General features: G+C 68.8%; 19 protein-coding genes. 12 read left to right on the top strand and 7 right to left on the bottom strand.

From position 1 onward, the window contains the following. The first annotated feature begins 24 nt into the window (after positions 1–24). The 6 genes from HIR79_RS14655 to leuA all read left to right on the top strand — a co-directional run bounded on the left by HIR79_RS14655 (position 25) and on the right by leuA (position 9269). Positions 25–672, top strand: coding sequence for a YqiA/YcfP family alpha/beta fold hydrolase (locus HIR79_RS14655; RefSeq protein WP_169958899.1), 648 nt, complete (start codon positions 25–27; stop codon positions 670–672). Next, positions 669–2549, top strand: coding sequence for a DNA topoisomerase IV subunit B (parE, locus tag HIR79_RS14650; RefSeq protein WP_119021662.1), 1881 nt, complete (start codon positions 669–671; stop codon positions 2547–2549). The genes HIR79_RS14655 and parE overlap by 4 nt, the downstream gene beginning before the upstream one ends. A 267-nt stretch (positions 2550–2816) precedes the next feature. After that, positions 2817–5078 carry a DNA topoisomerase IV subunit A gene (gene parC / locus HIR79_RS14645; protein WP_169958898.1) on the top strand — a complete coding sequence of 754 codons (2262 nt, stop codon included), beginning with the start codon at positions 2817–2819 and terminating at the stop codon, positions 5076–5078. A 57-nt stretch (positions 5079–5135) separates the two neighbouring features. Further along, positions 5136–6356: a phosphoserine phosphatase SerB gene (gene serB, locus HIR79_RS14640; protein ID WP_119021660.1), complete on the top strand. Its 1221-nt coding sequence runs from the start codon at positions 5136–5138 to the stop codon at positions 6354–6356. A 5-nt stretch (positions 6357–6361) separates the two neighbouring features. After that, entirely contained in the window at positions 6362–7195 is an 834-nt protein-coding gene (locus HIR79_RS14635; RefSeq protein ID WP_169958897.1) for an ion transporter, read from the top strand. 358 nt (positions 7196–7553) lie between these two features. Then, complete coding sequence (leuA, locus tag HIR79_RS14630; RefSeq protein WP_169958896.1) at positions 7554–9269, top strand: 2-isopropylmalate synthase; 1716 nt, start codon at positions 7554–7556, stop codon at positions 9267–9269. A gap of 339 nt (positions 9270–9608) precedes the next feature. Here the strand turns inward: leuA and HIR79_RS14625 are convergent, their stop codons facing one another. Then, positions 9609–10649, bottom strand: a complete 1041-nt coding sequence (locus HIR79_RS14625; RefSeq protein ID WP_169957516.1) for an IS110 family RNA-guided transposase — start codon at positions 10647–10649, stop codon at positions 9609–9611. A gap of 175 nt (positions 10650–10824) precedes the next feature. Next, the gene (gene epmB, locus HIR79_RS14620; protein WP_169958895.1) at positions 10825–11859 is read right to left on the bottom strand and encodes an EF-P beta-lysylation protein EpmB; all 1035 of its coding nucleotides are present in this window, start codon (positions 11857–11859) and stop codon (positions 10825–10827) included. A gap of 115 nt (positions 11860–11974) precedes the next feature. On the opposite strand from epmB, the gene efp reads away from it, so the two are divergent. Together efp and epmA are read left to right on the top strand one after the other, a co-directional pair. Next, complete coding sequence (gene efp / locus HIR79_RS14615; protein WP_169958894.1) at positions 11975–12541, top strand: elongation factor P; 567 nt, start codon at positions 11975–11977, stop codon at positions 12539–12541. 100 nt (positions 12542–12641) lie between these two features. Then, a complete protein-coding gene (gene epmA, locus HIR79_RS14610) occupies positions 12642–13628 on the top strand; it encodes an EF-P lysine aminoacylase EpmA (RefSeq protein ID WP_169958893.1) in 987 nt (328 codons plus the stop codon). A 366-nt stretch (positions 13629–13994) separates the two neighbouring features. On the opposite strand, the gene HIR79_RS14605 is transcribed toward epmA, so the two are convergent. The 4 genes from HIR79_RS14605 to rsgA form a co-directional block, all read right to left on the bottom strand. After that, the gene (locus HIR79_RS14605; RefSeq protein ID WP_169957516.1) at positions 13995–15035 is read right to left on the bottom strand and encodes an IS110 family RNA-guided transposase; all 1041 of its coding nucleotides are present in this window, start codon (positions 15033–15035) and stop codon (positions 13995–13997) included. A gap of 153 nt (positions 15036–15188) precedes the next feature. After that, on the bottom strand, positions 15189–16034 hold the full coding sequence (asd, locus tag HIR79_RS14600; protein WP_502708652.1) for an archaetidylserine decarboxylase: 846 nt from the start codon (positions 16032–16034) through the stop codon (positions 15189–15191). Between the two features lie 27 nt (positions 16035–16061). Beyond that, a complete protein-coding gene (locus HIR79_RS14595; protein ID WP_169958891.1) occupies positions 16062–16892 on the bottom strand; it encodes a sulfurtransferase in 831 nt (276 codons plus the stop codon). A gap of 50 nt (positions 16893–16942) precedes the next feature. Beyond that, positions 16943–17980 carry a small ribosomal subunit biogenesis GTPase RsgA gene (rsgA, locus tag HIR79_RS14590; protein ID WP_169958890.1) on the bottom strand — a complete coding sequence of 346 codons (1038 nt, stop codon included), beginning with the start codon at positions 17978–17980 and terminating at the stop codon, positions 16943–16945. A gap of 103 nt (positions 17981–18083) precedes the next feature. Here rsgA and orn point away from each other — a divergent pair, with 103 nt between their 5' ends. Further along, on the top strand, positions 18084–18677 hold the full coding sequence (orn, locus tag HIR79_RS14585; RefSeq protein ID WP_169958889.1) for an oligoribonuclease: 594 nt from the start codon (positions 18084–18086) through the stop codon (positions 18675–18677). A gap of 1 nt (position 18678) precedes the next feature. Here orn and queG read toward each other — a convergent pair whose 3' ends face one another. After that, positions 18679–19773 carry a tRNA epoxyqueuosine(34) reductase QueG gene (gene queG, locus HIR79_RS14580; protein ID WP_169958888.1) on the bottom strand — a complete coding sequence of 365 codons (1095 nt, stop codon included), beginning with the start codon at positions 19771–19773 and terminating at the stop codon, positions 18679–18681. A 98-nt stretch (positions 19774–19871) separates the two neighbouring features. Between queG and HIR79_RS14575 the strand changes: the two genes are divergently transcribed. The 3 genes from HIR79_RS14575 to HIR79_RS14565 are packed head-to-tail and all read left to right on the top strand — an operon-like array spanning position 19872 to position 23330. Then, entirely contained in the window at positions 19872–21389 is a 1518-nt protein-coding gene (locus tag HIR79_RS14575; protein WP_169958887.1) for an NAD(P)H-hydrate dehydratase, read from the top strand. Further along, entirely contained in the window at positions 21370–21888 is a 519-nt protein-coding gene (tsaE, locus tag HIR79_RS14570; protein ID WP_169959610.1) for a tRNA (adenosine(37)-N6)-threonylcarbamoyltransferase complex ATPase subunit type 1 TsaE, read from the top strand. The genes HIR79_RS14575 and tsaE overlap by 20 nt, the downstream gene beginning before the upstream one ends. After that, the gene (locus HIR79_RS14565) at positions 21885–23330 is read left to right on the top strand and encodes an N-acetylmuramoyl-L-alanine amidase (protein ID WP_169958886.1); all 1446 of its coding nucleotides are present in this window, start codon (positions 21885–21887) and stop codon (positions 23328–23330) included. Before tsaE ends, HIR79_RS14565 begins: the two co-directional genes overlap by 4 nt. Positions 23331–23350: the final 20 nt, after the last annotated feature.

Here is a 23350-nt window from a genome sequence, read left to right as displayed (position 1 = left end):
GGCTGTTCGTACAGCAGTTGCGCTATGCTGAGCGACCCCTGCCAGCCGGCGCCGGCCAGCGGGGTGCTCTACCTGCACGGCTTCAACAGCGGCACTGGGTCGCCCAAGGCGGTGTGGGTGCGCGAGGCGTGCGCCCACCTGGGCTTGCCCTGCGAGACGCCGCAGCTGCCGCATCGGCCCGCCGAGGCGCTGGCGCTGGCCGAGGCCCGGCTCGCCGAGCTCGGCCCCGCGCCGCTGGTGGCCGGCAGCTCCATGGGGGGCTTCCTGGCCACCTGCCTGGCCGAGCGCCACGGCCTGCACGCCGCGCTGATCAATCCGGCGGTGGCGCCGGCCCGGCTGGTGGCCGACTGGGTCGACGAGGTCTTCGTCAACGACTACAGCGGTGAGCGCTTCACGGTAGGGGAGGCGCACCTGGCGGAGCTGGCCGCGCTGACGCCGGAGCGGATCACGGCTCCGGAGCGCTACCTGCTGCTGCTGGGCACCGCCGACGAGGTGCTCGACCCGGCGGACGCCTTCGCCCTCTATCGCGGTGCGCGCACCCTGCTGCACCCGGGGGCCGACCACGGCTTCGCGGTGCTGGCCCGGCACCTGCCGGCGCTGCTGGCCCACGGCGGCCACGCCCTGTCGCTCGCCTGGCAGCCACGATCACACAAGGAACCGGACGACCCATGACGCAATACAGTGCCAGCTCGATCGAGGTGCTTTCCGGCCTGGAGCCGGTGCGCAAGCGCCCGGGCATGTACACCGACACCAGTCGCCCCAATCACCTCGTCCAGGAGGTGGTCGACAACAGCGTCGACGAGGCGCTGGCGGGCCACGCCTCGACGATCACCGTGCGGCTCTTCGAGGATGGCGGCATCGAGGTGGCCGACGACGGTCGCGGCATGCCCATCGACATCCACCCGGAGCACGGCGTCTCCGGGGTGGAGCTGATCCTCACCCGGCTCCATGCCGGCGGCAAGTTCTCCAACGCCAGCTACAAGTTCTCCGGCGGCCTGCACGGCGTCGGCGTCTCGGTGGTCAACGCCCTCTCACGGCGCCTCGAGGTGGAGGTGCTGCGCGACGGCGGCCGCCACGCCATCGCCTTCGAGCACGGCGAGCCCGCCTCGCACCTCTCGGTGATCGGCAGCGTCGGCAAGCGCAACACCGGCACGGTGCTGCGCTTCTGGCCCGAGGCGAGCTACTTCGACAGCCCGCGCCTGGCGGTGGGGCGGCTCAAGCACCTGCTGCGGGCCAAGGCGGTGCTCTGCCCGGGGCTGAAGGTCACCCTGATGGAGGCGGACGGCACCCAGAGCGAGTGGCAGTACGAGGATGGCCTGCGCGACTACCTGGCCCAGGCCACCGATGGCTATGAGGTGCTGCCCCAGTCGCCCTTCGTCGGCCACTTCGCTGACGACGAGCAGGCGGTGGACTGGGCGATCCAGTGGCTGCCCGAGGGGGGCGAGCCGCTGCTGGAGAGCTACGTCAACCTGATCCCCACCCCCCAGGGCGGCACCCACGTCAACGGCCTGCGCGCCGGCCTGCTCGAGGCGCTGCGCGAGTTCTGCGAGTACAGAAGCCTCCTGCCCCGCGGCGTCAAGCTCACCGCCGAGGACCTCTGGGAGCGGGTCGCCTACGTGCTCTCGGTGAAGATGCTCGATCCCCAGTTCGCCGGCCAGACCAAGGAGCGGCTCTCCTCGCGGACCGTGGCGGGCTTCGTCTCCGGCGTGGTCAAGGATGCCTTCTCGCTGTGGCTCAACCACCACGTGGACCAGGCCGAGGCGCTCGCCGAGCTGGTCATCAGCGCCGCCCAGCGTCGCCAGAAGAGCGCCAAGAAGGTGGCGCGCAAGAAGGTCACCTCCGGCCCCGCGCTGCCCGGCAAGCTGGCCGACTGCTCCGGCCAGGACCCGGCCATGAGCGAGCTCTTCCTGGTGGAGGGGGACTCCGCCGGCGGCAGCGCCAAGCAGGCGCGCAACCGCGAGAGCCAGGCGATCCTGCCGCTGCGCGGCAAGATCCTCAATACCTGGGAAGTGGAGTCCCATGACATCTACGGCTCCCAGGAGGTCCACGACATCGCCGTGGCCATCGGCATGGACCCGGCAAGCGACGACCTCTCCAAGCTGCGCTACCACAAGATCTGCATCCTCGCCGACGCCGACTCCGACGGCCTGCATATCGCCACCCTGCTGTGTGCGCTCTTCGTGCGCCACTTCCCGGCGCTGGTGGATGCCGGCCACGTCTATGTGGCGATGCCGCCCCTCTACCGCATCGATCTCGGCAAGGAAGTCTTCTACGCCCTGGACGAGAGCGAGAAGGCGGCGATCCTTCGCAAGCTAGAGGGCAAGCGCGGCACCGTGAACGTGCAGCGCTTCAAGGGGCTGGGCGAGATGAGCCCGCTGCAGCTGCGCGAGACCACCATGGCGGTGGAGACCCGCCGGCTGGTGCAGCTCACCCGCGAAGTGGGCGACGGCACCATGGAGATGATGGACATGCTGCTGGCCAAGAAACGCGCCGCCGACCGCAAGAGCTGGCTCGAAGATTATGGCAACCTCGCGGATATCGAGGTGTAGCGCCAAGCGCCAAGCGCTAAGCGCCAAGCGCCAAGCGCCAAGCGCCAAGCGCCAAGCGCCAAGCGCCAAGGGCGAGCGGCGCCGGGGACAGGTCGGAGGGGAGGTCCTATGCCAGGGATGGCATCGGTAGCGCCCAGGGATGGGTTCACAGCGCCTCCCCGAAGGCCTGTCGCCGGATCAGCCGCGACTCGGAGCCACTGGTGCCGATGAGTGTGCAGAGGGATGATCCCTCGACGATTCCACAAGTGTGAACAAGGCCACCGTGCTATGACCATGGATATCCAGGTGGCGGAGGGCGACGTCGAGCGCCTCTCGCTGCGCGAATACACCGAGAAGGCGTACCTCGACTACTCGATGTACGTCATCCTCGACCGGGCGCTGCCCCATATCGGCGACGGCATGAAGCCGGTGCAGCGGCGCATCGTCTACGCCATGCGCGAGCTTTCGCTGAATGCCAACGCCAAGTACAAGAAGTCGGCGCGCACCGTCGGCGACGTGCTCGGCAAGTTCCACCCCCACGGCGACAGCGCCTGCTACGAGGCGATGGTGCTGATGGCCCAGCCCTTCAGCTACCGCTACCCGCTGGTGGACGGCCAGGGCAACTGGGGCAGCCCCGACGATCCCAAGTCGTTTGCCGCCATGCGCTACACCGAGGCGCGGCTCTCGAAGTTCGCGGAGGTGCTGCTGGCCGAGCTGGGCCAGGGCACCGTGGACTGGACCCCCAACTTCGACGGCACCATGAACGAACCGGTGGTGCTGCCGGCGCGCCTGCCCCACGTGCTGCTCAACGGCGGCACCGGCATCGCCGTGGGCATGGCCACCGACATCCCGCCCCACAACGTGAACGAGGTGGTCGAGGCGACCTGCCACCTGCTGCGCCACCCCGAGGCCACCACGGCGGACCTGCTCCAGCACCTGCCGGCCCCGGACTTCCCCACCGCGGCGGAGATCATCACGCCGCGCGCCGACCTGCGAAAGCTCTACGAGAGCGGCCGCGGTTCGGTGAAGCTGCGCGCCCGCTACGTCATGGAGGAGGGCAGCATCGTGGTCACCGCGCTGCCCTACCAGGTGAGCGGGGCCAAGATCCTCGAGCAGATCGCCGCCCAGATGCAGGCCAAGAAGCTGCCCATGGTGGCCGACCTGCGCGACGAGTCGACCCACGAGGAGCCCACCCGTCTGGTGATCGAGCCGCGCTCCAACCGCGTCGACATCGAGGCGCTGATGGCGCACCTCTTCGCCACCACCGACCTCGAGAAGAACATCCGCGTCAACATGAACGTGATCGGCCTGGACGGCCGGCCGCGGGTGATGCCGCTGCCCGACCTGCTCGGCGAGTGGCTGCGCTTCCGGCGCTCCACCGTGCGTCGCCGCCTGGAGCACCGCCTGGGCAAGGTGGAGGATCGCCTGCACCTGCTCGAGGGCCTCTTGATCGCCTACCTCAACATCGACGAGGTGATCCGCATCATCCGCGAGGAGGACGAGCCCAAGCCCGCCCTGATGGAGGCCTTCGGGCTCTCCGATCGCCAGGCCGAGGCGATCCTGGAGCTGCGCCTGCGCCACCTCGCCAAGCTCGAGGAGATGAAGATCCGCGGCGAGCAGGAGGAGCTCGAGGCGGAGCGCCAGCGCCTGCAGGAACTGCTCGGCAACGAGGCCAAGCTCACCGATCTGATCGAGGAGGAGCTGCGCGCCGCCGCCGAGGCCCATGGCGACGAGCGCCGCTCGCCCATCGTCGAACGCGAGGAGGCCCGCGCCCTCTCCGAGGTAGAGCTGGTGGGGGCCGACCCCGTCACCGTGGTGCTCTCCGAGAAGGGCTGGATCCGCGCGGCCCGCGGCCACGAGATCGACCCGGCGGGGCTCTCCTACAAGGCCGGCGACCGCTTCGCCCTGGCCGCCCGGGGCAAGACCAACCAGCCGCTGGTGCTGCTCGACGACACCGGCCGTGCCTATACCCTGGCCGCCCACAACCTGCCCAGCGCCCGCGGCCAGGGCGAGCCGGTCACCAGCCGGGTCAACGTGGTGGCTGGCGCCCATATGGCCGGCGTCATGCTGGCGCCGCCCGCCTCGCGCTTCCTGCTCGCCTCCGACGGCGGCTACGGCTTCGTGGCGCCGCTCGAGGCCCTGGTCGGCAAGAACAAGTCCGGCAAGGCGGTGCTCTCGGTGCCCAAGGGGTGCAACGTGCTGCCGCCGGTGGCGGTGCCGCCGGACGAGGGCGCTATGGTGGCGGCGGTCTCCAACGAGGGGCGTCTTCTGCTCTTCCCCCTCGAGCAGCTGCCCGAGATGGCCAAGGGCAAGGGCAACAAGATGATCGATATCCCCGGGGCCCGGGCCGCTCGTCGCGAGGAGTTCGTGCGCGACCTGGTGGTGCTGGCGGCCGGCGCCAGCCTGGTGGTGCATGCCGGCAAGCGTCACCTCACCCTCAAGCCCGACGATCTCGCGTATTATCGCGGCGAACGCGGCCGGCGCGGCAGCAAGCTGCCCCGCGGCCTGCAGAAGGTCGACCGGCTGGAAGCGATGAGCGTCGACACCTGACACGATGAGACCGCGGCGCCGGGCCCGCCGCGGACCGAGAGAGCTCTTGAGGCAACCATGACACGACGAGTACTGATCCGCGCCACCGGCGCGGCGCGGCCGGGCCAACTGGCTGGGCTGGGCAAGGCGCTGGCCGCAAGCGGCGCGCGCCTTTTGGACATCAACCAGAGCGTGACCTTCGGCATGCTCTCCCTCGAGGCGCTGGTGGGCCTCGAGCATGAGGCCGATCTCGAAGGGGCGCTGGCCGCCGCCGGCGATCTGCTGGGCCTCGACGTCCAGGCGATCCAGGTCAGCGCCGAGGAGTACCAGCGCTGGAGCGTGCAGGCCAGCCAGCCGCGGCTGATCCTGACCCTGCTGGCGCCCCACCTGCCCGCCGGCATCCTGGCGGAGGTCGGGGCGCTCACCGCCGAGCACGGCCTCACCGTGGAGCTGATCCACCGCCTCTCTGGCCGCGAGCCCCTGGACGGCGGCGTCCCCGGCGAGCGCGATGCCATCCAGGGGGCCTGCGTGGAGTGCTGGCTGCGCGGCGAGGAGGTCGACCTCGACGCCCTGCGCGAGAAGGCGCTGGCGCTCGGCGCCATGCACGGCGTCGACATCGCCATCCAGGAGGACTCCATCTGGCGCCGGCATCGCCGCCTGGTCTGCTTCGACATGGACTCCACCCTGATCCAGGCCGAGGTGATCGACGAGCTGGCGCGCCGCCACGGCGTCTATGACGAGGTGGCCGAGGTGACCGAGCGCGCCATGCGCGGCGAGCTCGACTTCCAGCAGAGCTTCCGTGAGCGCATGGCCAAGCTCAAGGGCCTCGACGAGTCGGTGCTGGCCGAGATCGCCGAGACGCTGCCGCTGATGGACGGCGTGGAGCGGCTGATGGCCCAGCTCAAGCGCCTGGGCTATCGCACGGCGATCCTCTCCGGGGGCTTCACCTACTTCGCCCGCCACCTGCAGCAGAAGCTCGGCTTCGACGAGGTCCACGCCAACGAGCTTCTGATCGAGAACGGCAAGGTCACCGGCGAGGTGCGCGAGCCGATCCTCGACGCCGACCGCAAGGCGGAGCTGCTGCGCGAGATCGCCGCCCGCGAGGGGCTGACCCTGGAGCAGACCATCGCCGTGGGGGATGGGGCCAACGACCTCAAGATGCTGGCGGCAGCAGGCCTCGGCATCGCCTTCCGGGCCAAGCCGCTGGTGCGCGCCCAGGCCAACCACTCGATCTCGACCCTGGGCCTCGATGCGGTGCTCTACCTGATCGGGTATCGCCAGGTGGACCTGGAGGAGTAGTGGACGTGAGCGCCCCCTTCGATACCTGGCGCGACCGCTTCGAGCGGCTGCGCAGCAACAAGGCCTTCGAGCTCACGGTGATCACCATCATCGTGGTCTCGGCGCTCTTGATCGGCGCCAAGACCTACGAGGAGGAGGTCAGCCGCTTCCAGGAGGTGATGCTGTGGCTCGATGTCGGCGTCACGGTGTTCTTCCTGGTGGAGATCCTGATTCGCATGGCGGCGGAGAAGCGCCTGCGGGACTTCTTCCGCAAGGGCTGGAACATCTTCGACTTCCTGATCGTCACCGCCAGCCTGATTCCCATGGACGACTCGGAGATGGTGCTGCTGGCGCGGCTGCTGCGCATCTTCCGGGTGCTGCGTCTGGTCTCGATGATCCCCGAACTGCGCCTGCTGATCGCCGCCCTGTTCAAGTCGATCCCGCGCATGGGCTACGTGGCGCTGCTGATGTTCATCATCTTCTACATCTACGGCGCCATCGGCAGCTTCCTGTTCGCCAGCGTCGACGAGAAGCTGTGGGGCAACATCTCGCTGGCCATGCTGACGCTCTTCCAGGTGGCCACCTTCGAGAGCTGGGCCACGGCGGTGCTCTACCCGACCATGGAGCACTACCCCTACGCCTGGATCTACTTTCTGACCTTCATCTTCCTCAACGCCTTCATCTTCCTGAACATGATGATCGGCATCGTGCTCGACGTGATGCAGAAGGAGAGCCTGGCCATCGAGCTGGAGACCGGGGAGGGAGAGGCCGCTGAGCTGCACGGCCTGCGCGACGACGTGCGCGAACTGCGCGCCCAGCTGTCGCGGATGGAAGCGCTGCTGGAACGTCAGCGGCGTTAAGCCGGCAGGCACTGTACATGGAAAGTTGACAACGGGTCTCAACCTTGATTCTCTAGAGGCATGAACATGACTGCGTACGACCTCGACCTACGACTACTAGCCCGCGCCTGAACAGCGAGCGGCGATGCCCCCCGTGCATCGCCTGGAGTCCGGTCAAAACGAGGTTGTACCATGTCTGCCCCCATGAATTGCCCCATCCATGCCCATCGTGTCGCCTGCGTCAGCCAAGTGGTTGCCGTCTGTGCGATCATGTGCATAGCGAGTCCCGACGCCCCGACAGGCCATTGCCCGTCGGGGCGTTATCGTTTCCGCACCGCCCACTGATTCAGCCGCACCGTCGCCCAGGGAGAACGCCACCATGATGCTCGACAACCCCGCCTGCAAGTATCGCCCCTTCGTCGCCGTGGACCTGCCGGATCGCCAGTGGCCCAGCCGTCGCATCGAGCAGCCGCCGATCTGGACCAGCGTCGACCTGCGCGACGGCAACCAGTCGCTGATCGACCCCATGGACCAGGAGCGCAAGCAGCGCTTCTTCGACCTGCTGGTCAAGATCGGCTTCAAGGAGATCGAGGTGGGCTTCCCCTCGGCCTCCCAGACCGACTTCGACTTCGTGCGCTCGCTGATCGAGGGCAACCGGATTCCCGACGACGTCACCATCCAGGTGCTGACCCAGGCCCGCGACCACCTGATCGACCGTACCTTCGAGTCCCTCAAGGGCGCCAAGAACGCCATCGTCCACGTCTACAACGCCACCGACCCGGTCTTCCGCCGCGTGGTGTTCAACGTGACGAAGGAGGAGTGCATCGGCATCGCCGTGGACGCCACCACCCGCATCAGGCAGCGCATGGCGGAGGCGCCGGAGACCCACTGGACCTTCCAGTACTCGCCGGAGCTCTTTACCACCAGCGAGATGGATTTCGCCAAGGAGGTGGTCGAGGCGGTGATGGAGGCCTACGGCGCCACCGCCGAGAAGCCGATGATCGTCAACCTGCCGGCCACCGTGGAGGCGGCGTCGCCCAACAACTACGCCGACCAGGTGGAGTGGTTCTGCCGCCACGTGAAGAACCGGGATGCCCTGATCGTCAGCGTGCACCCCCACAACGACCGCGGCACCGGCGTGGCCGCCGCCGAGCTGACCCTGATGGCGGGCGCCGACCGCGTCGAGGGCACCCTGTTCGGCAACGGCGAGCGCACCGGCAACGTCGATATCGTCACCCTGGCCATGAACATGTACACCCAGGGCGTGCACCCGGGCCTCGACTTCTCCAACATCACGCCTATCATGCGCGAGGTGGAGTACTGCAACCAGCTGCCGGTGCACCCGCGCCACCCCTACGTGGGCGATCTGGTCTTCACCGCCTTCTCCGGCTCCCACCAGGACGCCATCAAGAAGGGCATGGCGGAGCGCCGCGCCAACCCCGACGCCGTCTGGGAGGTGCCCTACCTGCCCATCGACCCGCTGGACGTGGGCCGCAGCTACGAGGCGGTGATTCGCGTCAACAGCCAGTCCGGCAAGGGCGGGGTCTCCTACCTGCTCGAGCAGGAGCATGGCATCGAGCTGCCGCGCCGCCTCTCCATCGAGTTCAGCCAGGTGGTGCAGGAGGTGGCCGACCGCACGGGCAAGGAGATCACCTCACAGATGATCTACCAGGCTTTCGCCGACGAGTACCTGGCCCAGACCACGCCCTTCGGCCTGGTCAGCCATCGCCTCTCCTCCGAGGCGGATAGCCCCCGGGTGAGCCTGGAGGCGACCATCGAGGAGCACGGCGAGCGGCGCAGCATCAGGGGCGAGGGCAACGGCCCGCTGGCCGCCTACATCAAGGCGCTGGACGCTGCCGGCCACGATGTGGAGATCATCGACTACCACGAGCACTCCCGCGGCCAGGGCGCCGACGCCGAGGCGATCGCCTATGTGGAGGTGCGCATCGACGGCAAGGCGGTGTTCGGCGTCGGCACCGACGAGAGCATCACCAGCGCCTCCATGAAGGCGGTGATGAGCGCCATCAACCGCCATGTCTCCACCCAGGCCCCGGCGGCCAACGTGACCGCCGAGTCGCTGGAGGTGGCCAAGTAGCAGCGTCGCGGCTGATCCGGCGACAGGCCTATGCGGGGGCGCTGTGAACCCGTCCCTGGGCGTATATGGAGTCCTCCCCGTTTGCAAGCACGAGGCACGATGGTCGGTAGGTACGACTGCACACGTATATCCGGTCTCAGTAATGATGCTCTCATGAACATCGGACCTTGATGGGCTATCCGCACGTCAGCTCCCAATCGCTACCTCGAGCTCAAAAGGCTCAGCGTCCAGAAGGGGTTGTCTGACGTCGGTTCGACCTGTTCGCCATCCTGCAGCATGCTCAGCAATCGTGGTGGACGGTGCTCAATATTATATTAACGTGCTAAATCCAATGGTTTTTCATGCCGAAAGCCGGGACGCCAGCGACGCATCATAGGCGCTCTCATGGCGGGTTACCGCCCAGGCGATACGTGCCGTCTTGTTGGCCAGTGCGACGACCGCCACATTGGCATGTTTGTGCTCGGCCAGGTGCCTGACCCACTGGCTCAGGCCGTCGTCCTTGGTACCCACATGCCGGAGCACCGATCGCGCACCATGCACCAGTAGCTTGCGCAGGTAACTGTCGCCGCGTTTGCTGATGCCCAGCAGGCGGTCTCGCCCCCCGGTGCTGTGTTGTCGAGGCGTCAAGCCGAGCGAGGCGGCAAAATCTCGCCCGCGCCGAAAGCTCTTGCCATCGCCGAGGGCGCCGGCCAGCGCGGTGGCGGTCAGTGGACCGATACCCTGCAGCGTCATCAGCCGCTTGGCCACGGGGTCTGCCTTGGCCTGTCGCTCGAGGCTCGCCGTGACCGTCGCGATGCGCTCATCCAGGTGTCGCAGATCCTCGGCAAGGCCGGCAAGCAGGACACGAAAGGCATCCGTCAGCCCGTTGTCTGCCTCTTCCAGCCAGCGAGGCAGGGCGGCACGCAACTGACCGATACCCACCGGAGCGACCAGGCCATACTCCCCCACCAGCCCACGTATCTGATTGGCCTTGGCCGTGCGCTGCCGTACCAGCTCTTCACGAATGCGGTGTGCCGCCTGGGTATCCTGCTGAGCGACGCTCTTGACGGCCACGAAGCGCATGCTGGGCCGCCCCATGGCTTCACAGATCGCTTCGGCGTCGACCCGGTCATTCTTGTTGCTCTTCACGTAGGGCGTCACGAACTGTGCGGCGATCAACTTGACGCGATAGCCTCGCTCCTGCAAGGCCCGCGCCCAGTAGTGAGACGAGGCACAGGCTTCCATGCCGATTTCGGCTCCCGCCGGCACCCGCTTGCTGACCTCATCCAGCCATTTTTCGCGGGTGTACTTACCTTGCCACTGCACCTGATCATGGCGATCGACGCCGTGGACATGAAAAACAGACTTTGCGATATCGACGCCGACACGGGTAATGTTCATGACGAGTTCTCCTCACCCTCAGGCTGGTTGGTGTTCCTGCCCACCAGTGTGGCGCAATGACGCCGATATAGGGTGGGGAGGACTCCATCCCATTGCTACCGATGCCATCCCTGGCATAGGACCCCCGCTTCGGCCTGTCCCCGGCGCCGCTAGTCTTGGTGCTTGCTCCTTGTAGCTATAGCGGCGTCTTGCTTCCTTCGCCGGGGATCTCCCTGACCAGCCTCGGCACCAGGAACCCCGGCAGCACCTCCCTCAGGCCCGCGATCAGTTCGCGGGCCTGGTCGTCTGGCACGTCGAAGTGGGCCGCGCCGGCCACCGGGTCGAGCACGTGGAGGTAGTAGGGCAGCACGCCGGCCTCGAAAAGCCGCTCGGAGAGCTCGGCCAGGGCGTCCACCGAGTCGTTGACCCCGCGCAGCAGCACACTCTGGTTGAGCAGGGTGGCCCCTGCCGTCTTGAGCCGGGCGCAGGCGTCGACCACGGTGTCGTCGATCTCCTGGGCGTGGTTGATATGCAGCACGATCACCTTCTGCATGCGGGTCTTGCCGAGCCAGTCGAGCAGGGCGGCGTCGACGCGGTCGGGAATCACCACCGGCAGGCGGGTGTGGATCCGCAGCCGCCTGAGGTGGGGAATGGCGTCCAGGCGCTCGACCAGCCAGGCGAGCTGGCGGTCGCTGGCGGCCAGGGGGTCGCCGCCGGAGAGGATCGCTTCAACGATTGTGGGGTCGCGTCTCAGATGGTCGAGGCTGGTCTCCCACTGAGCCCGGGAAGGCGCGTTTTCGCCGTAGGGGAAGTGGCGGCGAAAGCAGTAGCGGCAGTTGACCGCGCAGGCGGGGCTGGCGATCAAGAGCACCCGGCCGGCGTACTTGTGGATCAGCCCTCGGGCCGGGGTGTGGGCCGCCTCCTCGAGGGGGTCGGCCACGAAGCCGGGTGCCGGCAGGGTCTCCTCGCCCAGTGGCAGCACCTGGCGCAGCAGGGGGTCGGTCGGATCACCCGGGCGCATGCGGGCCAGGAAGGCCTCGGGCACGCGCACCTCGAAGAGGGCATGGCCCGCCTCGGCGCCGGGCCGCCAGGCCGCGTCGAGCCCCAGGCGCCGGCAGAGCTCGGCGGGGTCGCGAATGGCGCCCGCCAGCTGCGCCTGCCAGGCGGGCGGCGGCGCCAGCGGCTCGGCCTCGTCGTGACGCTGCAAAAGGGCGGGGCTTCGGGTTATCATGCGGCACACCAGTCAATGCGGGCGAGGCGGGCTCCTGGAAGCGTCGCCTCGTCGAAAGTCGTTTCCCAGCGCGCCGCCGGGTTCCGGGGGCGCGCTCGAACATGGGTGAGAGAAGATGGCGAACTATTCTACCAACGAATTCAAGGGCGGTCTGAAGGTGATGCTGGACGGCGATCCCTGCGCGATCGTCGAGAACGAGTTCGTGAAGCCGGGCAAGGGGCAGGCGTTCAACCGCGTCAAGCTGCGCAACCTGATCACCGGCCGCGTCTGGGAGCGCACCTTCAAGTCCGGCGAGTCCCTCGAGGGCGCCGACGTCATGGACCTCGACATGGAGTACCTCTACACCGACGGTGAGATGTGGCACTTCATGAAGACCGACGGCTCCTTCGAACAGTACGCGGTGGAGAAGAAGGCCCTGGGCGACACCATCAAGTGGCTCAAGGAGCAGGTGGTCTACACCGTGACCCTGTGGAACGACAACGCCATCAGCGTGACCCCGCCGAACTTCATCGAGCTCGAGGTGGTCGAGACCGATCCGGGCCTCAAGGGTGACACCGCCCAGGGCGGCTCCAAGCCGGCGACCCTCTCCTCCGGCGCCGTGGTCCGCGTGCCGCTCTTCATCAACCAGGGCGAGATCCTCAAGGTGGATACGCGCAGCGGCGACTACGTCTCCCGCGCCTGAGAAAAGACGCCTCAGGCAGCGGCGTCGGGGACAGGTCGACGAGAGCATCCCAGACAAGGCCACGCTTCGGCGTGGCCTTGACGATTCCGGAGGACAGGAAATGACCGATGACTGGCGCCCCACGGCGACGATCGCGACCCTGCGCGAGCGGGCGCGGCTGCTGGCCGAGGTGCGGGCCTTCTTCGCCGAGCGCGACGTGCTGGAGGTGGAGACGCCGGTGCTGGGCCACGGCGGCAGCACCGACCTGCACCTGGCCTCGCTCTCGGCTCGGGCGACCACGCCGGCGGGGCGCGAGCGGCTGTGGCTGCAGACGTCGCCGGAGTTCGCCATGAAGCGGCTGCTGGCAGCGGGCGCCGGGCCGATCTTCCAGCTGGCGCGCTGCTTTCGCGACGGTGAGGTGGGGCGGCGTCACAACCTCGAGTTCACCATGCTGGAGTGGTACCGCCCCGGCCTTACCCTCGATGAGCTGATCGAGGAGACGGCCGCGCTGGTGAGCCGGGTGCTGGGTCGGGAGCCGGGGAGTGAGGCGGGGCCGCCGCGTCGTCGCCGCTACCGGACGCTGTTTCGCGAGGCGCTCGCCATCGATCCCTTCACCGCGCCCCTGGCCGAGCTGCGCCGGCTGGCCGCCGACAAGGGCGGACTGGCCATGGACGACGCCCCCCGCGACGACTGCCTCGACCTGCTGATGAGCCTCGTGATCGAGCCGGGGCTGGGCCGCGAGGGCATCGACGTGGTGGTGGACTACCCGGCCAGCCAGGCGGCGCTGGCCCGACGCCACCGCGACCCGGAGGACGGGGAGTGGGTGGCCTCGCGCTTCGAGCTCTACCTCGAGGGGCTGGAGCTCGCCAACGGCTACGACGAGCTGACCGATGCCGCCGAGCAGGCGGCGCGCTTCGATGAGGACAACGCCGCCCGGCGGGCGGCGGGGCTGCCGGAGGTGGACATCGACCGGCGCCTGGTGGCGGCGCTTGAGCACGGCATGCCCGAGGGGAGTGGGGTGGCCCTGGGCATCGACCGGCTGATTCAGCTGGCGCTGGGCAAGTCGAGCGTGGCGGAGGTAATGGCCTTCGCCACGCCGCGCTGCTAGCAAGATTCCCAGGCGGCGTGGATCTGCACCGCTCGGGGCTGATCCGTCGACAGCCCTACGAGGGGGCGCTGTGAATACCTCCCTGTACGTATATGGAGTCCTCCCCGTTTGCAAGCACGAGGCACGATGGTCGGTAGGTACGACTGCACACGTATATCCGGTCTCAGTAATGATGCTCTCATGAACATCGGACCTTGATGGGCTATCCGCACGTCAGCTCCCAATCGCTACCTCGAGCTCAAAAGGCTCAGCGTCCAGAAGGGGTTGTCTGACGTCGGTTCGACCTGTTCGCCATCCTGCAGCATGCTCAGCAATCGTGGTGGACGGTGCTCAATATTATATTAACGTGCTAAATCCAATGGTTTTTCATGCCGAAAGCCGGGACGCCAGCGACGCATCATAGGCGCTCTCATGGCGGGTTACCGCCCAGGCGATACGTGCCGTCTTGTTGGCCAGTGCGACGACCGCCACATTGGCATGTTTGTGCTCGGCCAGGTGCCTGACCCACTGGCTCAGGCCGTCGTCCTTGGTACCCACATGCCGGAGCACCGATCGCGCACCATGCACCAGTAGCTTGCGCAGGTAACTGTCGCCGCGTTTGCTGATGCCCAGCAGGCGGTCTCGCCCCCCGGTGCTGTGTTGTCGAGGCGTCAAGCCGAGCGAGGCGGCAAAATCTCGCCCGCGCCGAAAGCTCTTGCCATCGCCGAGGGCGCCGGCCAGCGCGGTGGCGGTCAGTGGACCGATACCCTGCAGCGTCATCAGCCGCTTGGCCACGGGGTCTGCCTTGGCCTGTCGCTCGAGGCTCGCCGTGACCGTCGCGATGCGCTCATCCAGGTGTCGCAGATCCTCGGCAAGGCCGGCAAGCAGGACACGAAAGGCATCCGTCAGCCCGTTGTCTGCCTCTTCCAGCCAGCGAGGCAGGGCGGCACGCAACTGACCGATACCCACCGGAGCGACCAGGCCATACTCCCCCACCAGCCCACGTATCTGATTGGCCTTGGCCGTGCGCTGCCGTACCAGCTCTTCACGAATGCGGTGTGCCGCCTGGGTATCCTGCTGAGCGACGCTCTTGACGGCCACGAAGCGCATGCTGGGCCGCCCCATGGCTTCACAGATCGCTTCGGCGTCGACCCGGTCATTCTTGTTGCTCTTCACGTAGGGCGTCACGAACTGTGCGGCGATCAACTTGACGCGATAGCCTCGCTCCTGCAAGGCCCGCGCCCAGTAGTGAGACGAGGCACAGGCTTCCATGCCGATTTCGGCTCCCGCCGGCACCCGCTTGCTGACCTCATCCAGCCATTTTTCGCGGGTGTACTTACCTTGCCACTGCACCTGATCATGGCGATCGACGCCGTGGACATGAAAAACAGACTTTGCGATATCGACGCCGACACGGGTAATGTTCATGACGAGTTCTCCTCACCCTCAGGCTGGTTGGTGTTCCTGCCCACCAGTGTGGCGCAATGACGCCGATATAGGGTGGGGAGGACTCCATCCCATTGCTACCGACGCCATCCCTGGCGTAGGACCCCCTCTTCGGCCTGTCCCCGGCGCCCCTCGCTATGAGGAGGGGAACGCCCCCAGCGATTGCCCCATCTGCACCTTGGCGCCGGGCTCGATGCCGTCGGCGAAGGCCACCGGCTCGGCGAAGGCCATCACCACCGTGGAGCCGAGCTTGAAGCGGCCCATCTCCGCGCCGCGTTCCAGGTGCACCGGGGTATCGAAGCGGATGCGCTGCACGCCGCCGCGGGGCAGCGGGGTGATCTGCCCGGCCCATACCGTCTCGATGGCGGCGACGATCATCGCCCCCACCAGCACCATCACCATGGGGCCCTGCTCGGTGTCGAAGTGGCACACCAGCCGCTCGTTGCGGGCGAAGAGGTTGGGCACGTGCTCGGTGGTGGCGGCATTGACCGAGAAGAGCCGCCCCGGCACGTAGACCATCTCGGTCAGGGTGCCGGCCAGGGGCATGTGCACCCGGTGGTAGTCGCTGGGAGAGAGGTAGACGGTGGCGAAGCTGCCGCCCAGGTAGCGGCGCGCGGCCTCGCCGTCGCCGCCCAGCAGGTCCATGGCCGAGAAGCGGTGGCCCTTGGCCTGGAGCAGCTGGCCGGCCGTGAGCGGGCCGAACTGGGAGAGCCTGCCGTCGGCGGGGCTCAGTACCCCCTCGCCGAGGGGGCGGGCGTCGGCCTTCAGCTCCCGGGTGAAGAAGTCGTTGAAGGTGGCGTAGGCCGTCGGGTCGGGGTTGGCCGCCTCGCTCATGTCGACCTTGAACTGGCGGATGAAGCGCCGCACCAGGGCGTTCTTCAGCCAGGGGGTGCGGCAGTCGGCGAGGCGCCCCACCAGCCGCGAGAGCAGGTGGTGGGGCAGCGGGTACTGGATCAGGGCAAAGAGCCGGGAGAGTGACAAGGGCATTCCTGTGGCAAGCGTTGAGGGTTATTTCTCGATCGGGGTGTCGTCGCGGTTGCCCCACTCCTTCCAGGAGCCGGCGTAGCCGCGGATCTTCTCGAAGCCCAGCGCACGGCCCACCAGCCAGGTGAAGCCGCTGCGGTGGTGGCTCTGGCAGTGGGTGGCGACCTCCATGTCCGGGGTCAGGCCAAGCGCCTCCAGCTCGGTGACGAGCTCGGCGTAGTCGCGGATGCGCAGACCGCGCTCCGGGTCCATGGCGCGGGTCCACTCCATGTTCACCGCGCCGGGGATATGGCCCAGCTGCCGGTTATCGCCCTTCTCGCCGCGGTACTCCTCGGGCGAACGGGCGTCCCAGATGGCGAAGCCCTTCTCGCCGAGGCGCTCGACGAGTTCGACGCGGTCGATGACCACCTCGGGGTGGAGGATCTCCGCCTCGTAGGCGCTGGGGGTGGGGGCATTGGGCGCGGTCTCCACCGGGAGGCCATCCTGGCGCCAGGCATGGATGCCGCCGTTGAGGTAGGAGTAGCGGGTGTGGCCGATCAGCTCCAGGGTCCACAGCAGCCTGCCGGCCCAGCCGCCGCCCTCGTCGTCGTAGGCCACCACGTGGGTGTCGCGGGTCAGGCCCAGTTCGCTGAACAGTGCGGAGAGCTGCGCAACGGTGGGTTCCAGGCAGGGGACCTCGCCCGAGCCGCGCATCAGGCGCGCCTTGTCGAGGAAGATGGCGCCGGGCACGTGGCCCTCGGCGTAGCTCTCGGCCTTGAGCGGCACGTCGATGATCAGCAGCGACGGCTCGTCCAGGTGCTCGGCGAGCCGCTCGGGCTCGATGATCAGCGGCAGCAGGTTGGCTTCGGAACTCATGGCGGCTCTCCTATTCCTTGTTCTACAAACCCGTTCTACAAACCCGGGGTCTAGAAACCCGATTCGAGCGTGTCGAGGATGCGTCGGTAGCTGGCGAAGCGCTCGGGATGAATGTCGCCCCGCTCAAGCGCTGCGAGCAGCGCGCACCCAGGCTCCTGGCGGTGGCGGCAGTCGCGGAAGCGGCAGTGCCCCAGCAGGTCGCGGAACTCGATGAAGCCCTCGGCGACCTGCTGCTCGTCGAGGTGGCCGAGGCCGAACTCGCGGATCCCGGGCGAGTCGATCAGCTCTGCCTCCACGGCGCTCGGCAGCGTGTAGAGGCGCGCCGTGGTGGTGGTATGGGTGCCCTTGCGACTGTCCTTGGACAGCGCGCCGATGCGCAGTTCCTCGTCGGGCAACAGGCGGTCGATCAGCGACGACTTGCCCACGCCGCTCTGGCCCACGAACACCGAGGTGCGCCCGGACAGCCGGGCGTGCAGGGCGTCGAGGCCCTCCTCGCGCTCGGTGGTACTGGCCACCACCGGGTAGCCCAGCGCCTCGTAGCGATGCAGCAGCGCCATCAGCTCGCCGCCGCCCTCGGGCAGCAGGTCGATCTTGTTGAGCACCAGCACCGGGGCGATGCCGGTGGCCTCGGCGGCCACCAGGTAGCGGTCGATCAGGTTGGGGTGGGGCTCGGGCTCCACGGCGAACACGATCAGGATCTGGTCGATATTGGCGGCCACCGGCTTGAGCTGGCCGCGGGCGTCGGGGCGTTCCAGCACGCTTTCCCGCTCGCCGCGGGCCACCACCACGCCTTCCACGATGGCGCCCTCGGCGTCCTGGCGGCCGCGCCAGATCACCCGGTCGCCGGTGACCAGGCCCTCCAGGTTGGCGCGCAGGTGGCAGCGTACCGGCTCGCTGGCCCCCTCCGGGCGCACGTCCAGGGTGCGCCCGAAGTGGGCTACGACCCGGCCGGGCTGCTCGGGACCGTACTCGCCGGCAGCCAGCTTCTCGCTGTCCTTCTCGTCGAGCCGGGCGGCGCGGGCGGCCCGTTCGGCCTGGATCTTCTCGATGCGCCAGCGCTGCTGGCGGTTCAACTTGCGTTTGCTCATGGGGGCCCGATGCTCGTTACAATGTCGATCATTGTACTCACCCTGGGCGCCCGCTGTCGCGAGCCGCGCGGCGCCATGCAAGGACCTCACCCAAGGAATAGCGATGAGCCAGCGCAACGAACCCAAGGATCCGCGCCAGAACCGTCTGGTATGGATCGACCTGGAGATGACCGGGCTCGACCCGGAGAAGGAGCGGATCATCGAGGTGGCGACCCTGGTCACCGATGCCGAGCTCAACGTCGTGGCCGAGGGGCCGGTGATCGCCGTCAGGCAGCCCGACGGCCTGCTCGAGGCCATGGACGAGTGGTGTACCCGGACCCACGGTGAGTCGGGGCTGACCGCGCGGGTCAAGGCGAGCACCGTCGACACCGCCGAAGCCGAGCGCCGTACTCTCGAGTTCCTGCGCGAGCACGTGGCGCCCGGCACCTCGCCCATGTGCGGCAACAGCGTGCATCAGGACCGTCGCTTCATGGAGCGGGAGATGCCCGAGCTGCTGGCCTTCTTCCACTACCGCAACCTGGACGTCTCGACCCTCAAGGAACTGGCCAGGCGCTGGAACCCCGGCGCCATGGCGGGCTTCCAGAAGCGCAACGTTCACCTGGCCATGGATGACATCAAGGAGTCCATCGCCGAGCTTGCCCACTACCGCGAGACCTTCCTGCGCCTGCCGGGCCAGTGGAGCGATGAGGAGGAGTAGGTCAGCCGCTGGCGATCAGCGCCCGGCGCTTCTCGCGCTGGCGGGCCAGCGCCCAGCGCACGTGCTCGCGCACCAGGTCGGAGGGGTAGGGCAGGCGCGCCCTGAGGGCGGCCTCCACCGCCTCGCTCCAGGGGGAGTTGCCGAGCCCCACGGCGAGGTTGCGCAGCCAGCGCGCGTAGCCGATGCGGCGGATCGGGCTGCCGGCGGTCTTCTCCAGGAACTCCTCCTCGCCCCAGGCGAAGAGCGCGAGCAGGCTGGCGCGGTCCAGGTCGTGGCGCGGGGCGAAGTCGGGCTCCCGGGTCGCCCGCGCAAAGCGGGTGAAGGGGCAGACCAGCTGGCAGTCGTCGCAGCCGAACACCCGGTTGCCCATGGCCTCCCGGAAATGTTCGGGGATGGCGCCGTGGAGCTCGATGGTGAGGTAGGAGATGCAGGCCCGGGCGTCCACCACCCGGTCAGCGACGATGGCACCGGTGGGGCAGGCGGTGCGGCAGGCGCTGCAGCTGCCGCAGTGCTCGTCCTCGAAGGGCGGGTCCACCGGCAGCGGCAGGTCGGTGTAGAGCTCCCCCAGGAAGAAGAGCGAGCCGGCCTTCGGGTTGAGCAGCATGGCGTTCTTGCCGAACCAGCCGAGCCCCGCCTTGCGCGCCAGCGCCCGCTCCATCACCGGGGCGGAGTCCACGAAGGCACGGTAGCCGATGGGGCCCACCTCGGCCTCGATCCGCTGGGCCAGGGTCGCCAGGCGCTTGCGCATCAGCTTGTGGTAGTCGCGGCCGGTGGCGTAGCGCGACACATAGGCGCGCTCGGGCTGGCCCAGCACCTTGGCCGTTTCCACCTCGGCGGGCAGGTAGTCCAGCCGCACGCTGATCACCCGGACCGTCCCCGGCTCCAGCTCCGCGGGACGGGTGCGCTTGGTGCCGTGCTTGGCCATGAAGCCCATCTCGCCGTGGAAGCCGGCATCCAGCCACCGCGCCAGGCGCTCCTCGTCCTCGGCCAGGTCCACGTCGGTGATGCCGAGCTGCTGGAAACCGAGCTCGCGGCCCCAGGCCTTGATGCGCTCGGCCAGGGCGGTGAGGTCGGCGGGGCGGGGGGAGTGGCTCATGATCGCGAAAATACCGGGCAAGTGAGGCCTGGCGATTGGCGCCGGGGCCGGGAAACGACACACTGATGGTAAAGCAACCCCCCGCCAGGAGACACCGGATGTCTGACGAGACCCTGCTCCCCCTCTACCGCGCCGAACAGGTGCGCGAGCTCGACCGGCGCACCATCGCCGGCGGTATCGCCGGCTTCGCCCTGATGCAGCGGGCCTCGGCCGCCGCCTGGCAGCTGCTGCGCGAGCGCTGGCCCGGCGTGCGTCGGCTGACGGTGCTGTGTGGTGCCGGCAACAACGGCGGCGATGGCCATGTGCTCGCGGCCCTGGCCGCCGCCGAGGGCCTGGCCGTGCAGCGTATCCTGCTCAAGGGCGTCGATGAGCTCACAGGCGACGCCCGGCTGGCCGCCGACATGGCCACGGCGGCCGGCGTGGGCGCCGAGCCGTGGCGCGCCGGCATGGCGCTGGAGGGGGAGCTGGTGGTGGATGCGCTGCTCGGCACCGGGCTCACCGGGGAGGTGCGCGGCGCCTTCCGGGAAGCCATCGCCGCCATCAATGCCTCGGGCCGGCCGGTGTACGCCGTCGATATCCCTTCCGGGCTGCATGCCGACACCGGCGCGGTGCTGGGGGAGGCGGTGCGTGCCACCGCGACGGTCACCTTCATCGGCGACAAGCTGGGGCTCCACACCGGGGCGGCGGCGGATCACGTCGGCGAACACCATTTTTGCGCGCTGGGCGTGGATGCCGGGGCCGAGGAGGACCTGGTGCCGGCGGCATGGCGGCTGGAGGAAGCGCTGATCCGGGCCTGGCTGCCGCCGCGGCGGCGGACCGCCCACAAGGGCGACTGCGGCCATGTGCTGATCCTGGGCGGCGCGCCGGGCTTCGGCGGGGCGGCGCTGCTCGCCGCCGAGGCGAGCGCCCGGCTGGGGGCCGGCAAGGTGAGCCTGGCCACCGCGCCCGAGCACGTCACGGCAAGCCTGGTTCGCAGCCCCGAGGTGATGGCCCACGGGGTGCGCGGGGCCGGCGATCTCGGCGAGCTGCCTCGCCAGGCCGACGCGCTGGTGGTGGGCCCGGGCCTGGGGCAGGGCAGCTGGGGCCAGGGCGTGCTGCAGGCGGCGCTGGCGTCCGGCCGGCCGCTGGTGGTGGATGCCGATGGCCTCAACCTGCTGGCGGCGCGCTTTTCAGGGCACACCCGCGACGATTGGATCCTCACCCCTCACCCCGGCGAGGCGGCCCGCCTGCTCGGCGGCACGGCTGCCGAGGTGGAGGCAGACCGCCCCGCCGCGGCCCTGGCGCTGCGCGAGCGCTTCGGCGGCGTGGTGGTGCTCAAGGGGGCCGGTACCCTGGTGGCGGGGCCCGCGGGGCTTGCCGTCTGCCCCTTCGGCAACCCCGGCATGGCCAGCGGCGGGATGGGCGATGCGCTCTCCGGCATGCTCGGCGCGCTGCTGGCCCAGGGGGTGCCGCTGGAGGCCGCGGCCCGCCTGGGTGTGCTGGTGCATGCCCGGGCCGCGGATCTCGCCGCGGCGAAGGCCGGGGAGCGTGGTCTGCTGGCCGGTGATCTGGCATCCTATGCGCGAATTCTGGTCAACCCGACGATGGGCGGTGACGATGCTGCTGCGACTCGATGATGAAGCGCGCCAGGTGAGCCTGGGCGAGTGCCTGGGGCGGGCCCTGGAGGGGCGTGGCCTGGTCTATCTCGAGGGGGAGCTGGGCGCCGGCAAGACCACCCTGGCCCGCGGCGTGCTGCGGGCCTATGGCCACCGTGGCGCCGTGAAGAGCCCCACCTATACCCTGGTGGAGCCCTATGAGCTGGAAGGGGTGCGGGTCCACCATTTCGACCTCTATCGGCTGGGTGACCCCGAGGAGCTGGAGTTCATCGGGGGGCGCGACCTCTTGGGCGAGGATGTCCTGTGCCTCGTGGAGTGGCCCGGGCGCGGCGAGGGCTGGCTGCCCGAGCCCGATCTGCGCATCGCCCTGTCGCTGGCCGAGGTGGGCCGGGAGGCTCGGCTCGAGGCCTTCACCGCGCGGGGCGAGCAGCTGCTGGCCAGGCTGGCGGCCATGCCGGAGCTGGCCGCCAGCCTCCGCAAGGAACCCGATGACGCCAGGGGAGGCGACACCGCACCATGAGCAAGTGGCTACTTCGCGGCCTGCTGGCCGCTACCCTGCTGTGGCTTCCCCTGGCAGGCCTCAAGGCCGCCGAGGTGGAGAACGTGCGCCTGTGGGCGGCGCCGGACCATGCCCGCCTGGTGTTCGACCTCGCCTCGCCGACCCAGGCCAATATCTTCGCGCTCGACAACCCGCGGCGCCTGGTGATCGACCTCGACGACAGCCGCATGGCCGCCGACCTGGCCGGCATCGACCTCGCCGGCAGCGCCATCAGCCGCATTCGCAGCGGTACGCGCGACGGCAACGGCCTGCGCGTGGTGCTGGAGCTCGAGCGCGACGTGGAGCCCCGCCACTTCACCCTGGCGCCCAATGACCAGTATGGCCACCGCCTGGTGGTGGATCTCGAGTACCCCGGCGAGAGCGCCGTGCAGGACCCCATCGACCCCATCGAGGCGATGATCCGCGAGCAGGAGATCGCCGCCAACCGCGCCCGCGCCGAATCGAGCGGTGCCCCGGCCCAGGTGAGCCCGGAGCCGGCGGTGGCCCTGCAGCAGGCCCAGCCCCATCCCCGGCGCGATATCATCATCGCCATCGATCCCGGCCACGGCGGCGAGGATCCGGGGGCCATCGGCCCCGGCGGCACCCGTGAGAAGGACGTGGTGATGCAGATCTCGCGGCGCCTGCAGCGGCTGGTGGACGAGGCGGAGGGGTTCCGGGCGGTGATGATCCGCGACGGCGACTACTACATCGGCCTTCGCCAGCGCACCCAGATCGCCCGGGACCAGAAGGCCGACTTCTTCGTCTCCATCCACGCCGACGCCTTCACCAGCCCGCGCCCCAACGGCAGCTCGGTCTATGCCCTCTCCCAGCGCGGCGCCACCTCGGAGACCGCCCAGTGGCTGGCCGAGAGCGAGAACCGCGCCGACCTGATCGGCGGGGTGGATGGCAGCCTGTCGCTGAAGGACAAGGACGAGGTGCTGCGCGGGGTGCTGCTCGACCTCACCATGACCGCCACCCTCAACGACTCGCTCTCCATCGGCGGCCAGGTGCTCGACCAGCTGGGCCGGGTCAACCGCCTGCATCGCAACCGGGTGGAGCAGGCCGGCTTCATGGTGCTGAAGTCGCCGGATATCCCGTCGCTACTGATCGAGACCGGCTTCATCTCCAACCCGGACGAGGAGCGCCGGCTGCGCGATCCGAACCATCAGCAGGGCCTGGCCCGGGCAATCTTCGCGGGCCTGCAGGATCACTTCCGGCGCAACCCGCCGCCGGCCAGCCTGCTGGCCTGGCAGCGCGACAACAACCGCACCACCGGCGGCAACGAGTACCGCATCCAACCCGGCGATACGCTCTCGCAGATCGCCGCCCGGCACAACGTCTCCACGGATCGGCTCAAGCAGGCCAACGAGCTCAATGGCGACGTGATCCGTGTGGGACAGGTACTGCGCATCCCGCGCTCCTGAATCGAAGGGCAGGCAGTGAT

This window comes from Halomonas sp. PGE1 (genome assembly GCF_013000985.1).
GTDB lineage: Bacteria > Pseudomonadota > Gammaproteobacteria > Pseudomonadales > Halomonadaceae > Halomonas > Halomonas alkalicola.
The sequence above is the reverse complement of the archived record's forward strand: the minus strand, read 5'-3'. Positions and strand labels throughout refer to the sequence as shown.